This is a genomic window from Bradyrhizobium elkanii USDA 76, from assembly GCF_023278185.1.
In the GTDB taxonomy this organism is placed as follows: domain Bacteria; phylum Pseudomonadota; class Alphaproteobacteria; order Rhizobiales; family Xanthobacteraceae; genus Bradyrhizobium; species Bradyrhizobium elkanii.
This window is the reverse complement of record NZ_CP066356.1, coordinates 7,019,475-7,031,519: the sequence shown is the minus strand read 5'-3', so window position 1 is coordinate 7,031,519 and position 12,045 is coordinate 7,019,475. Positions and strand designations below refer to the sequence as shown.

The 12,045-nt window shown below is 58.8% G+C and carries 11 protein-coding genes and 1 pseudogene; 3 read left to right on the top strand and 9 right to left on the bottom strand.

The window, feature by feature from the left end; translation table 11 throughout:
• Nucleotides 1–29: 29 nt before the first annotated feature.
• The 3 genes from JEY66_RS33695 to JEY66_RS45540 all read right to left on the bottom strand — a co-directional run bounded on the left by JEY66_RS33695 (nucleotide 30) and on the right by JEY66_RS45540 (nucleotide 2,171).
• Nucleotides 30–383, bottom strand: a complete 354-nt coding sequence (locus tag JEY66_RS33695) for a hypothetical protein (protein ID WP_016842072.1) — start codon at nucleotides 381–383, stop codon at nucleotides 30–32.
• Nucleotides 384–466: 83 nt separating this feature from the next.
• The gene (locus JEY66_RS33690) at nucleotides 467–1,531 is read right to left on the bottom strand and encodes an IS630-like element ISRj1 family transposase (protein WP_011084514.1); all 1,065 of its coding nucleotides are present in this window, start codon (nucleotides 1,529–1,531) and stop codon (nucleotides 467–469) included.
• Between the two features lie 478 nt (nucleotides 1,532–2,009).
• Nucleotides 2,010–2,171: a Dabb family protein gene (locus tag JEY66_RS45540; RefSeq protein WP_016842070.1), complete on the bottom strand. Its 162-nt coding sequence runs from the start codon at nucleotides 2,169–2,171 to the stop codon at nucleotides 2,010–2,012.
• Nucleotides 2,172–2,750: 579 nt separating this feature from the next.
• Here JEY66_RS45540 and JEY66_RS33680 point away from each other — a divergent pair.
• Nucleotides 2,751–3,893: an 8-amino-7-oxononanoate synthase gene (locus JEY66_RS33680; protein WP_016842069.1), complete on the top strand. Its 1,143-nt coding sequence runs from the start codon at nucleotides 2,751–2,753 to the stop codon at nucleotides 3,891–3,893.
• Between the two features lie 841 nt (nucleotides 3,894–4,734).
• On the opposite strand, the gene JEY66_RS33675 is transcribed toward JEY66_RS33680, so the two are convergent.
• The 3 genes and pseudogenes from JEY66_RS33675 to JEY66_RS33665 all read right to left on the bottom strand — a co-directional run bounded on the left by JEY66_RS33675 (nucleotide 4,735) and on the right by JEY66_RS33665 (nucleotide 7,537).
• A complete protein-coding gene (locus JEY66_RS33675) occupies nucleotides 4,735–5,484 on the bottom strand; it encodes a carbonic anhydrase (protein ID WP_233475711.1) in 750 nt (249 codons plus the stop codon).
• An 8-nt stretch (nucleotides 5,485–5,492) separates the two neighbouring features.
• On the bottom strand, nucleotides 5,493–6,212 hold the full coding sequence (locus tag JEY66_RS33670; protein WP_018270226.1) for a thermonuclease family protein: 720 nt from the start codon (nucleotides 6,210–6,212) through the stop codon (nucleotides 5,493–5,495).
• Nucleotides 6,213–6,643: 431 nt separating this feature from the next.
• Nucleotides 6,644–7,537, bottom strand: a pseudogene (locus JEY66_RS33665) (IS630 family transposase).
• Nucleotides 7,538–7,578: 41 nt separating this feature from the next.
• Between JEY66_RS33665 and JEY66_RS33660 the strand changes: the two are divergent.
• Both JEY66_RS33660 and JEY66_RS33655 read left to right on the top strand, forming a co-directional pair.
• Nucleotides 7,579–8,580 (top strand): effector protein NopP, encoded by a 1,002-nt coding sequence (locus JEY66_RS33660; RefSeq protein ID WP_276325455.1) that lies wholly within the window; start codon nucleotides 7,579–7,581, stop codon nucleotides 8,578–8,580.
• A 145-nt stretch (nucleotides 8,581–8,725) separates the two neighbouring features.
• Nucleotides 8,726–9,163: a hypothetical protein gene (locus JEY66_RS33655; protein WP_018270227.1), complete on the top strand. Its 438-nt coding sequence runs from the start codon at nucleotides 8,726–8,728 to the stop codon at nucleotides 9,161–9,163.
• Here the strand turns inward: JEY66_RS33655 and tnpC are convergent, their stop codons facing one another.
• From tnpC to tnpA, 3 genes are all read right to left on the bottom strand, one after another.
• Complete coding sequence (gene tnpC, locus JEY66_RS33650) at nucleotides 9,164–10,747, bottom strand: IS66 family transposase (RefSeq protein ID WP_018270228.1); 1,584 nt, start codon at nucleotides 10,745–10,747, stop codon at nucleotides 9,164–9,166.
• 99 nt (nucleotides 10,748–10,846) lie between these two features.
• On the bottom strand, nucleotides 10,847–11,197 hold the full coding sequence (tnpB, locus tag JEY66_RS33645; RefSeq protein ID WP_026192390.1) for an IS66 family insertion sequence element accessory protein TnpB: 351 nt from the start codon (nucleotides 11,195–11,197) through the stop codon (nucleotides 10,847–10,849).
• Nucleotides 11,194–11,574 carry an IS66-like element accessory protein TnpA gene (gene tnpA, locus JEY66_RS45205; protein ID WP_157183433.1) on the bottom strand — a complete coding sequence of 127 codons (381 nt, stop codon included), beginning with the start codon at nucleotides 11,572–11,574 and terminating at the stop codon, nucleotides 11,194–11,196. Before tnpA ends, tnpB begins: the two co-directional genes overlap by 4 nt.
• Between the last annotated feature and the right edge of the window lie 471 nt (nucleotides 11,575–12,045).

The following is a 12,045-nucleotide window of genomic DNA, read 5'->3' as shown; positions in this document are numbered from 1 at the left end:
ATCAAGTCGATGTCGTGCAGCACTTAGCGTCATCTACGATCAAATCGCCGTGCTAGGATGCCGCGAGAATTCGTGCAAGCCGCCATAAAAGCATCTAGCAGGATGTGAAGACTTTCAACGTCTGCTAACAACCTATCCGATTCTTCGCGCTCTGTTGTGCCGAGCGCATAAGATGCGCAAAGTCGCCTGGCGTGGTTGACCCTTTCGCGGCCGTTTGCGGCTCGCTTTTCGGCAAACTCAAGCTGCGTGGGATCATGACGGAGCTTGTCCAACTCGCCGAGCAGCAACTTCGTGACCGTTTGTCGCTCATAGTTGGTGATATCCGCGCTGTAGAGCACGCTGAGATAGCGATCGATGTTGGCGCGTGCGACGTACCGGTACATGTCGCCGGTCCCCTGTGTCCGGGGCGGTCCCTAGGTAAGAGCCCATTGTACCGTCCAACGGCATCGAGCACTAGTACCCGGAATCAGAGCTGAGTGATACGGCGGCCTTTGAAACGGCGTTGCCGGACCTTTTTCTTGGTCCAGACGAAGGGCTCGGCTCTGTCGTTGTATGCGTTGACGTAGGCATCGATGTGTTCCTGAAGCTGCTTGAGGCTCGTGAAGGAGGTGCCGCTGAGCGACTGCCCCTGCAAGATGGAAAACCATACTTCGACCTGATTGAGCCATGACGCACTTGTCGGCGTGAAATGAAATTGCACGTTGGGGTGGGCCTTGAGCCAGTCCTCGTTCTTTTTATGGGTGTTGAGGTTGTCGAGGATGACGTGAAGCTTGCGGTTCGGAAAAGTCGCGGTGACGCTGTTCATGAAATCGAGAAACTCGACGCGGCGCCGGCGTTTTGAATGGGTCGCGATGATCTTTCCGGTGGCGACTTCGAGCGCCGCAAACAATGTTGTGGTGCCATGCCGCTTGTAATCGTGGCTTTGGCCGGTTAAGGCGCGGCCATTGGGCAACTTCAGATAACCCTGCGCTCGCTCCAAAGCCTGGATCGAGGGCTTCTCGTCCACGCACAGCACAATGGCCTTCGCCGGCGGCGCGACATAGAGGCCGACAACATCGGCGGCTTTGGCCGTAAAGTTCGGGTCGTTGCTCTCGCACCAGGACTTGCGAGCCACCAGGTCAATCTTGTGGCTGCGCAGGAACCGCCAGACATATTGGACATCGACATCGCCCAGCGCCTCGGCCAGCAGGGGGCCGGTCCAGCGCGCAAACCCTTGCGGTGGCGGCTTATCCAGCAGCTTCAGAATCCGCTTGTCGGTCGTCTTCGTATAAATCGGCTGCTTGCCAGGCCGCGGCTTGTCTTGCAGCCCTTCAAGGCCATGGTCGGCATAGCGATGCCGCCAAAGGCTGACAATCCGCGGCTGGACCCCAACTTCCTTGGCGATCGACCGGGTGCTGCGCCCATCCGCCGCCAACAGAACTATCCGCGCCCGCTTCAAATCGCGCTGCAACGTCACCGGTGAGCGACAGCACGCCTCAAGCACCTTGCGATCTTTCCTCGAAAGGTGGACTTCTCTTGCTTCGGGTATCATCCCGACCTTGAATCACGACTCACGTTCCAAGAAAAGTGGGTACTAGCAATTGTCACTGCTTGCGCCCGCCATTGCGGCACGGCTCGACCGTTGCGTTCGATTATCATGGCGCGGATGGTTCAGAACGTGCCCTTGTGGTGCGCGTCGACGATGATAGCGCGCACGCCCGTTTCGCACGAAACCCGTGCCGGTTTTGAGGTCGATGCACTCCCGGCACCGGCGCGCTTTCTAGCCGTGATCGGCAACCGGGAAGCGGGGCAAAAACAAACACCGCCAGACATCAGGTATCGAATTGCGCCGCTCCGTTGGGTGGCGCAGACTCTTGGCGTCGACCGTCGGGTTAACATCCGCACGTAGGCCATGCGCGGCGGCCAAGCTGGCTCATTCCTTCTTCCGCGGCTAAGCGCGTATCTGTGCGCACATCGTAGTCGGCCGCAAATCGTTTCTCCCGGAGTGGTCGTACCAGCCTGATCGCCTCCTAGCATAGGCCATGCGCTTTACGAGCTCCGACTTCCGTCTCGTTGTCGAATTCGGCATAGACCACGACGTCGATATCGTTGTCGAACTGGTCGATCTTGCGATTGCGAGCGATCTCGAGCCGACGTGCATGTGGGATTGTTGTGAAAACCGGCAGGAGCATGATGGTCCGAAGCTTGTTTGCAAGTCGGTTAGACAATTATCGTTAGGTTGTCACGCCGCAGCGCGTCATGAAGGTCCATGGTTTGAAGCGCTGGAATTGACAATGGTGTCGCGAGTGCTCCGGTACGGAACGTGCGCTCCTGATACGATCAGATCATGCTCCCTGAGCAAACGCGCTCCGATTGTCCGTTTTGTACAAAGTTTGCGCGCGCATGAGGAAGCACAATCTGCCACATAGCTAGATGAGGGCGGAATGGCCCGCACCGCCACTGGTTCACTCTCTCGGCGGACGTTGGGTGAGGGAGCCTGCTTGCAAGTCAAAGATGTACGATTAGTCGCGCCGCTGAGCGATCTTGGTGCGTTTGGTCGCGACGGCCAAAAGCGGGATTCGGCCGAGCAGGAGGCTTGTTCGCCGGAGGGCAGTCCATTACCGATGGACTTTAGGTGCCGTGCTTCTCGGCCAGCGGCGCTTCGATTTGCTTGCAAATTGTCGTGCGTCGATGACATGACTCAAGCTGAGATCCGTGCCACGAAGACTCGGTCGGTAGCGCGCTGCCGCGGGCGGTAGGAAATTCGATCAATGAATACGCCGCTTGATGGCTATGTCTCGGCCCTAAAAGCCTTGAATGAAGACGATCGGCTCCGTGGCCTGAAGCCGCGCAAAGGGACCGATTTTGCTTCAAACGACTATCTGGCGCTGGCGAGTGCGCCCCGTATGAAGAAGGCGTTGTTCACCGCGCTCGATGCCGGAACGCCGATCGGAGCCGGTGGGTCACGGCTCCTGCGCGGAAATTGTGAGGAGCACGAAGCTCTCGAAGCGGATGCGGCGCGGTTCTTCCGAACGGAGACAGCACTGTTCTTCGGCGGCGGTTACATCGCAAATTTTGCCGTTCTGACAACGCTGCCGCAGGAAGGCGATTTGCTTGTTCTCGACGCGCTCGTGCATGCTAGCATTCATGAAGGCGCACGAGCGAGCCGAGCCGAGTTCCGGATAAGCGCCCATAATGACCCCCAGTCGATCGAAGACACGATTGGCGACTGGCGCGCCAGGGGCGGAAAGGGACGCGTCTGGATCGTGGTAGAAAGCCTCTACAGTATGGACGGAGACTTCGCACCGCTTACAGATCTGGTCGCAATCGCCGAGCGCCATGAAGCGTTTCTGGTCGTGGATGAGGCACATGCCACAGGTGTTTACGGCGAGCAGGGACGGGGCCTTACTGCGCCCTATGAAGGGCGCGAAAATCTCTTAGTGATCCACACCTGCGGCAAGGCGCTGGGCGCGGCGGGTGCCCTTGTCACGGCTTCCGGCGTATTGCGCGACTTCATGGTCAATCGGTGCCGTCCATTCATTTTCGCTACCGCTCCGTCACCCCTAATGGCCGTCGCGGTGCGAGAGGCAATCTTAATCCTGCAGGAGGAACCCGACCGGCAACGGCATCTGATCGATTTGATCGACTTTGCACATCGGCAGTTCGCTGTGTGCGGTCGCGCGAGCTCTTCGAATTCACAAATCGTTCCTTATGTTGTGGGCGACAACGCCCGTGCGATGCGGCTCGCTTCTGCGCTACAGGCGCGCGGCTTTGATATCCGCGGGATACGGCCGCCAACGGTGCCTGTGGGAACGGCACGGTTGCGGATCTCGCTGACACTTAACGTCGGGCAAGATGATGTATCCGACATGATCGATGCGTTGGTCGAGGAGACCTGGGGCGACGTGCAGTGAGGCCGCGCAGGATGACCAGGCTGATGTCGGGATCGGCAAAACGGTCTTCACAGGTGCTTGCCGACGCACCCGCTTCGGAATTCAAATTGGCAAGGCGCACCCGCGCAGAGCTACTACAGCTCGTTGGACAAGTTCTCAGGACGTCCATCAATCCTTGAGTGCCAGGCTCGACGGATGTAGGCGACGCGCAGAAGAATATTCTGCGTTCCAGCCCGTGATCGCAACTGTCGCGCGCGCGAAAATTGCCGGTTTATTGCGGATCCAAAGTATGGTCTTACAGTTTCAGCGATGCTGCGTTTCCGAGATTGGCGGTCGCTTCGTTGGCTGATGCAGGAGAGACCGTCAGATGCCGTCGCGAGCAACAGTGTTCCTCACATCAGCAGGCTGGACCGCCGTCGTGATCCTAATTCTGCTGTATGTGATCTTCAGCCCGATCTGAGTCGGGGGGCTTAACGGAACGATCTCTATCGGTTCCAAAACGGATGATCGGGCGAGGATATGAAATTTGTCCGGTGTCGCCGAGCCCCGCTTCGATCCCGACATCCATCGCAGCGTATTTCTGCGGCTTCAGCCAACTGTGTTGACCAGTGCATTGACGGAAGGCATTGACCCTGTTCGGTCGCGGCATGAATTGTGTGGGTGCTGGCCGCGCGTTGCCAACACAAGTACGTAGAGTAAGAGGAGGATAAAGAGCCCGCGCATACAAAGTGGTGTCCTGTCCCGAAGCTGTATGTCAATTGTGCAGCGGATCACATCCGGTGCATCTACCGATGGACGGGTGAGTTTTGCGGAACGCAACCGAAGCCGTGCTGGGCGGTTCAAACGACTGCGAAAGTGCAGGTCAGTTCAGTAGATCGACCCTGCCGGTGTCGAGCCGGTACAGACCCCCGACGACCTCTAGTCTGTTCTGCTCAACTGCCGCGTTCAGAACCGGGCCCGCCGATTTAAGTTTCTCGACGTTATCGATTACGTTTTGCCGGGTGGCATTGGCGAACGCATCACCGGGTTGCTGGCGCGATTTCCGAACGGCAGGCGCAAGCGCAGTGACGAGGGATGGAATATGCCCCGGCGCCGGCTTGTCGTCGTTGAGCGACTTGATCGTGGCGTCTATCGCGCCACAATGATCGTGACCGAGTACTAAAATCAACGGTGTATTTAGCACAGCGACCGCGTATTCCATGCTCGCGATCGTGACATCGTTGGCAAAATTGCCGGCGAGGCGGCAGACAAACAGGTCACCAAGTCCGCTGTCAAAAGCAAGTTCAGGCGCTATGCGAGAATCGGCGCAGCTCAGAACCGCCGCATATGGATTTTGTCCATCGACTAAAACCTGACGCGCGCGCTTGAAATCGTCGCCTCGTGATGCGCCCTGGACAAATCGGTCATTACCTTCGATCAGCCGCCTGAGCGCAGCATCCGGCGAGAGCAGATTGTCCGGCTTGGGCAGCTGTTTTGCTTCCTTCGCATTAACGATGTTGTCGCCGAGCCGCATGCCAACCGCCGAAAACGCGAACAGCGACAGCAATAGCGACCGGCGCGACGGCTTGATCATCGGCGAGCAAGACATATTAGGGGAACGGTCTGCGTGCATGTGTCGCCTCATCGCGCCGCTTTACGCCATCCATTGGCTTCAGCCTCCGCTTCGCTGCAGAACCATCGATCACCCAGCTTCTTCGTCATATCGATTTGTCCGTAACCAAGTTGCCCGGGCATGTGATAAATGCGCTCGCCCCCGCGGCCCAGCGTGCCCTTTATCAGACATTCGGGTGAGGGCGGGTCGGATAGCAAAGCGGATCCGAGCAGGAGTTCCTGAGTGTCGATCGGTATCGAGCTCGCGCCGACAACGATCGTCCCCTTGTTGCGGCGACGCCAGTCCCAAGGAGCGATGAACGCCCCCGACCATAGGCCCGCATAGGCATTGCTCGCTACAACCTCATAGATAATGTAGGTGTGAGGATCGGATGATAGTGCCCAGCCCGAGCTTATCATCCATGCGTTCACGTCCTCGCCCGCGATAAAGCAGCTGCCGAGTGACCGGCCGTACTTATCCACCCCTGTGGTATGACAATCCCACGTTCGTCCATTCGAATGCCTGATAAGCTCATCGCGAGCAGCTATGCCGCAAGCCCATTTCTGGCCGTGGGCGTCGAGGCAGATCTGATCCGTCTCTGGCGCCTCGATACCCGAAAGCCGAATTTTGGTTTGCTCGATCTCAATGGTATTGCCATCGACGATGCGCGGAGGGCCGCTGAGTTTCGCTGCGCAAGCCGGAGACGTGATGATGGCGAGCAATGCGGTTATCATCGCGCGACGTTTCATCCCGACAGCCTTTCGCTCTTGGTCCGTGCGCTCAGAAACACGTGCAATCCGGCGTCGCCGCATTCGACTGCTTGATCGCACCATGTCGGTTACTTGGCCTGTGCTGCATCATTCGATGTTTGGTTGGTGGAAGCTCGATTGTGATTGCCAACCTACGGCCTGACGTAACGTGAGATTCAAGCGATTTCTTGTGTGAGTTGCGATGGGCTTCCGGCCTCGATCGTCTCTCTCAGTTGGCGCACACCGCACCGTGCTTAAGATCATCGGGCACAGCGTCGAACTCGGTGCATAAAAAAGCAACTGAGTGCTCCCGGAAAGAGAAAGCAATCAAAGTAAATGAACATGGCTTGCAACGCGTTCGCGAGCGCCATCGTACGGCGCACGATCGTTCGATGTAGATTCGTCGATGTGCCAGACATCGGGCGCGACCGTTAGAGCATGCTGTCTTTACACAGAGCGTAGCCCGAAGTTTTGAGGTAGTTGGTGCACTCTTCCTCGGAAGAGATTGAGGAGTTCACCAACCTTTCGCCAGGCGGCCTCGACATCACGAGGCGCAGCTCGCATGAGGTGTTTGAGTTTGGTGAAGACCTGCTCGATCGGATTGAGGTCAGGGCTATAGGGCGGCAGGAAGATGCGGTGGGCGCCTCTGGCGCCGATAGCTTGGCAAGTCGCTTTTCCTTTGTGGCTGCCATAGTTGTCGAGAACAAAGATCTAGCCAGGTGCGAGGGTAGGGGCCAACACGTTCTCGACGTACAGCGTGAAGAGCTCACCATTGATGGGGCCAGCGCGCTGATCCGATCGTGACGCAGCGTCGCGATGAAGGTCATGGTCTTCCAATGGCCGAAACGTGCAGATGCTTGGAGGCGCTGCCCACAAGGCCTCCAGCCGCGTAGCGGCGCCATATTGGTCTTGATCCACGTCTTGTCGATGAAAACCAGCCGCGCGACATTGATCCTGCCTTGGTGCGCTTTCCAGCAGGTCCGCTTACGGGCGACGTCTGGGCGATCCTGCTCGGCTGGCAGAAGCGTTTTTTTGAAGCTGAGCTCCTCGGCGAGAACAACAGTCCACACCGCCCGCACGCCTGTTTTGATCCCCGTGCAGTCAGCTCCCAGCTTGCGCAAGGTGAATGGCCCCGAGCGAATGCGTTCGCGCAGCCAGTAGGCGTTGGTATCCGACAGAACCCGCTTCTTATGACGGCCGATCTAACCGGGGCCAGGCCCCCGATATCCCGTCTCAGATTCTTCCAATTCGTCACGCAGGGACGGGCTGATCTGTAGCGCCTCCGCAATCGAACGAACCGTCTCGCCCGCGTCAGCCCGCGCCATGGCTCATTCGCGGATGTCTTCCGAATGGGGGCGCGTCATCCATGCTGGCCTCCGCCTCCAGCATGGAGGTCGAATCAGAAATCCCACCCGAGGGGAATCCCGATTCCAGAAAACAACAAGCTCCTAGTCAGCTTACGGTCAGTTTCGCCTGGCTACTTTGGCGCGGCCCAAAGCGCCTCAAATCAATAAGAAACCCTCTTGCCTTAGGAGTACGGATCCTCATGTACGGTCGAATTGGTGGGTATTATGAAGCAGTTACGTGGGCATCCCACGACGAACACGCGGATGACAGAGATTTCGAGGGCAGGTTCGCTAACATGCACCTGTCCGCAGCGGAGCCGACCTCCTCTTCTGCAGCGCCAACGTATTCCCTCGTGACCAAGCCTCCGATAGAGCCGATCGACAAGGATACGTTTCGCAGAGAAGCAAAGATCTTCCAAAATGATCATGAAATAATGCGCATCGCCGAGAATCCGCGGGAGTACTCGCGTTTCGTATCGACACGAGCCAAGAACGTCAGAGAGGCTGCGGAGGACTACGGCTCGACCAGAGATTCGGAGGAAGCGCGATACTACAGCTATAATCTTGGAAACAAAACTGTCGCACTGCTGCGGACGGAAGGCGGATACAGCATGAACGAATTCCACGACGACAGGTGGCGAGAACTGTTTCCCGGGCGAGAACACATCACCTCCGTCGTCGATCTTCAGCTTGCCCATCCCTTGGTGGAGAACGCAGGCGATATTCTACTCGAATATCAGCTTCGGCGAGATGCGCGAGAAGGCGAGCAACCGTTGCTTAAATGGTATCCACTTAACGAAGAATCGAAAGCTCGCGCGGCGAAGTTAGGTTTCGTAGAGGTCGACGATTGCAATATGGTACTTGATCCTACTCAGCATCCTGACAAATGGACAACGAATAGCGCAGGTGAATGGCAGCGCGCCAACAAACCTGAACGATATCTCGCTAAAGTAGACGACGGCGAGCGTCGTAATACCCATGTAGCAAGCTCCGGATACGCGTACGAGGATGACTTTATGTGACTTTAACCGTGAGCGTCACGAGAGGAGCACTGGTGCCCGGGCTTGACTTGCGCGGAATGCTCTGGATAGCCCGGTCGGGATGATTGACGCTGCCGGCGCGCGGTGATGGGGTGATCCCGGTTTGGAGCGGGTAACGGGGATCAGAATGACCAGCGAGTCGCAGCTGCGCGAGAAGCTTCGGAAGATCGAGGCGTTGTTCGCGGGTGCAGGAACTGCTGGTGAGCGCTTGGCAGCGGAAGCCGCGCTGCAGCGGGTGCGTGCCCGGGTCGAGGAGCTCGCTCGCCACGATCCACCGATCGAGCAACAATTATCACTTCCTGACCAATGGTCGCGGCAGCTGTTTCTGGCACTTTGCCGCCGATACGGGCTGCGGCCGTTTCGTTACCGCCGCCAGCGACGCAACACGGTGATGATCCGCGCGTCACGGGGCTTCGTTGACAAGGTTCTGCTGCCGGAGTTCACCGAGCTGGAGAGGGCGCTGCAAGTCTATCTGCACGAGGTGACGCTGCGCGTGATCCGCGAAGAGATTTATGACGACACCAGCGACGCGCAGGAAGTTCCCGACGCCCTCCCGTCAAATTGATCAGGCAGCGAGCTTTGTCTCCAGAGCATCGCGCTCGGCCTTCCATGTCCACGGCAGCAATGTGTGCAGCTGATTGATCTTGGTGCGTCCGGAGACGATGCGCTCGAGAACGTCGGTCAGATAATGCCGTGGGTCGATATCTTGCAGCTTTGCCGAGTTGATGAGCGACGCGAGAATGGCCCATGTCTCGGCGCCGCCTTCGCTGCCCGCGAACAAATGGTTCTTCTTTCCAAGCCCTATCGGCTTGATGGTGCGCTCGACCGTATTGTTGTCTATTTCAATGCGTCCGTCATCGATGAAGCGCGTCAGGCCTTCCCAATGGTTTAGGGTGTAGCGGATGGCCTTGCCAAGGCCAGACTTCTTCGAGACTTCCAGCAGCCGCGCCTCGAGCCAGGGCTTGAAGTCCTCGATCAGCGGTCTGGTGTCAGTTTGCCGAACCGCAGCCCGCTGCGCCGCCGGCAGACCACGGATGCGGTCTTCGACGGCATAGAACATCGCAATCCGTTGCAGCGCTTCCGCGGCAATCGGCGACTTCGTCGCGACGTGAACGTCCCAGAACTTCCGCCGCGCATGCGCAAAGCAGAATGCCAGTTGCACCAGATGGCCGCCGTTCTTGATCAGACCCTTGTAGGCGGCATAGCCGTCAACCTGCAGAATGCCCCGGTAGTCTCCGAACAGCTGTTTGGCGCGGATCGCCTTGCGATCCTCGGCGAACACGTAGACCACCGCCGGCGGTGCCGGGCCGCCCCACGGCCGGTCATCGGTGGCGATCGCCCAGAACTGGCAGATCCTGGTCCTGCCACGGCCGGGATCAAGAACCGGCAGCGGTGTCTCATCGGCAAACAGCCGCGGGAAGGAGATCACCGTGTCGCGCAACAGCGCGTGAAGCGGCCTCAGCCACCAGGCGACGCGGCCCATCCACGAAGCCAGCGTCTGACGGTCGAGCGCGATGCCCTGCGCGGCAAACATCTGTTCCTGGCGATATAACGGCAGCTGGTAACCGTATTTCATCACCGCGATGTGAGCCAGCAAGGCTTCCGTCACCATCCCGCCCTCGACCGCCTGGGCCGGCGCGGCCGCCTGCAGCACACCCTGGCGGCACCCCCGGCAGCCATAGCGTGGGCGCATGATGCGCTTGACCCGGTACTGCATCGGAACGACATCGAAGGCTTCCTTGACGGTCTCCCCGATCCTGTGCAGCCGTTCGCCACAACAAGGACAGATGTCAGTCTCGACGTCGATCACGACATCAATGCGCGGCAGATGCTCCGGAAGCCTCCCCCGGTTGCGTCGCGCCGGTTGCTTTCCACGAGCCTCGGATCTGTCGGGCAGCTTGGCCCCGGGCGCATCATCATTGCCGGCCGCAGAAGCCGCCTGCGCCGCAATGGTGAAGAGAGACTGCTGTCCGGAATCCAGTGTCTCGGAGCGGGGACCGAAGATCGTGCGCTTGTACTGCGACAGGATCACCAGGAGCTTGTCGTTCTCCTGGATCGCAGCATCGCGCTGGGCGATCGCCGCATCACGTTCGGTCGCCAGCGTGCTACATTCCGCCGACAACACCGCAAGCCGTGACGACAACGCCATCACGGTTTGCTGGAGCAATGCTGGATCAGAAGGCAAATCAATCATGCAGCGTGTTTCTACTACAGCTCTGCATGAATGACGAACTACTCTTGACGATGATCAACCAGCTCGTGTTGGTTGATCCACAACCCGCATCGGCACACGCTTCCAATCCGAACCGTCAAGCAGTACCGAGAGCTGAGCATGAGATAGCGGCATGACGCCTTCCTTGATCGGCGGCCAGGTGAACTGCCCCTCGATTCTCTTGTAGTAAAGGACAAGGCCGCTTCCGTCCCAGGTCAGAATCTTCACGCGATCTCGGCGCTTGGAGCGAAACACCCACAGCCCGCCGTCGAACGGATCGGCTCCAAACGCCTCGCTCACCAGCAGCGCCAGCGAGTCCATGCCGCGACGGAAATCGACCGGCTGCGTCGCGATCCAGATCGACAACCCAGGTCGGAGCCCGATCATCGGCCAACCGTCCCGACTGCCGCCAGCACCTCGCAGAGTGCCCGCCGGTCGACCGTTCCCACGACACGGATGCGAACCGCGCCGACCTCGATCTCAATCGCCCCCTGCTCCTCGCATACCGGCAATTTGCCGCCGCAGCCAGTAATCGTGACCGGCACAAAGCCTGGTGCCACGCCTCCATCCCTGCGCGCCGCGACCTTTGCCCGCGTTGCCTGACGACGCCAAAGAAATAACAGGCCCGGGCTGATGTCGTACCGCCGCGCCACCCCGGAAGCGCTTGCACCCGGCGCGAAACTCTCCGCAACAATCGCCGCTTTCGCATCCGTCGACCAGCGCCGTCGGCGGCCAGTCCCCGTGATGATCTCGATGCGCTGCAACGTGTTAGAGCCGTCCTCAAGGATAGCCGTATGCCTATCCTTAGCGCCATCCTTACAACTATCCTTTGACATGGTGACCTCGTGAAAAACCAATCCACGAGGTCTTCCTAGCCGACCAGATCAGCCCTCAGGGCGTGGTCACCGGATGACGCTCACCTTTAACCGGTGAGGACACGTTGACACACTTCGTCTATCTTCCCTGATTCTCGCGAACGATGGTCGTAGACTGCAGTGCGCGCCTGGGGTGCGCCTGCCTCATTTGCCGCATCCCGTGGGCTCAATCCAGCTTGAAGTGCGCTCTGGCCACACGACGAGGGCCAGAGCATGAAGCGCAATTGTTTTACGGAAGAGAAGGGGTATTCGGTGCCTACGGATTGCGCCACCGGAATTCCGCCTTCGGACTTGAGACAAGCCAGTGAAGTGCATTTCCGTGCGGCCCGCCGCGCTCATTCCGACTGAACACGAGCCAGG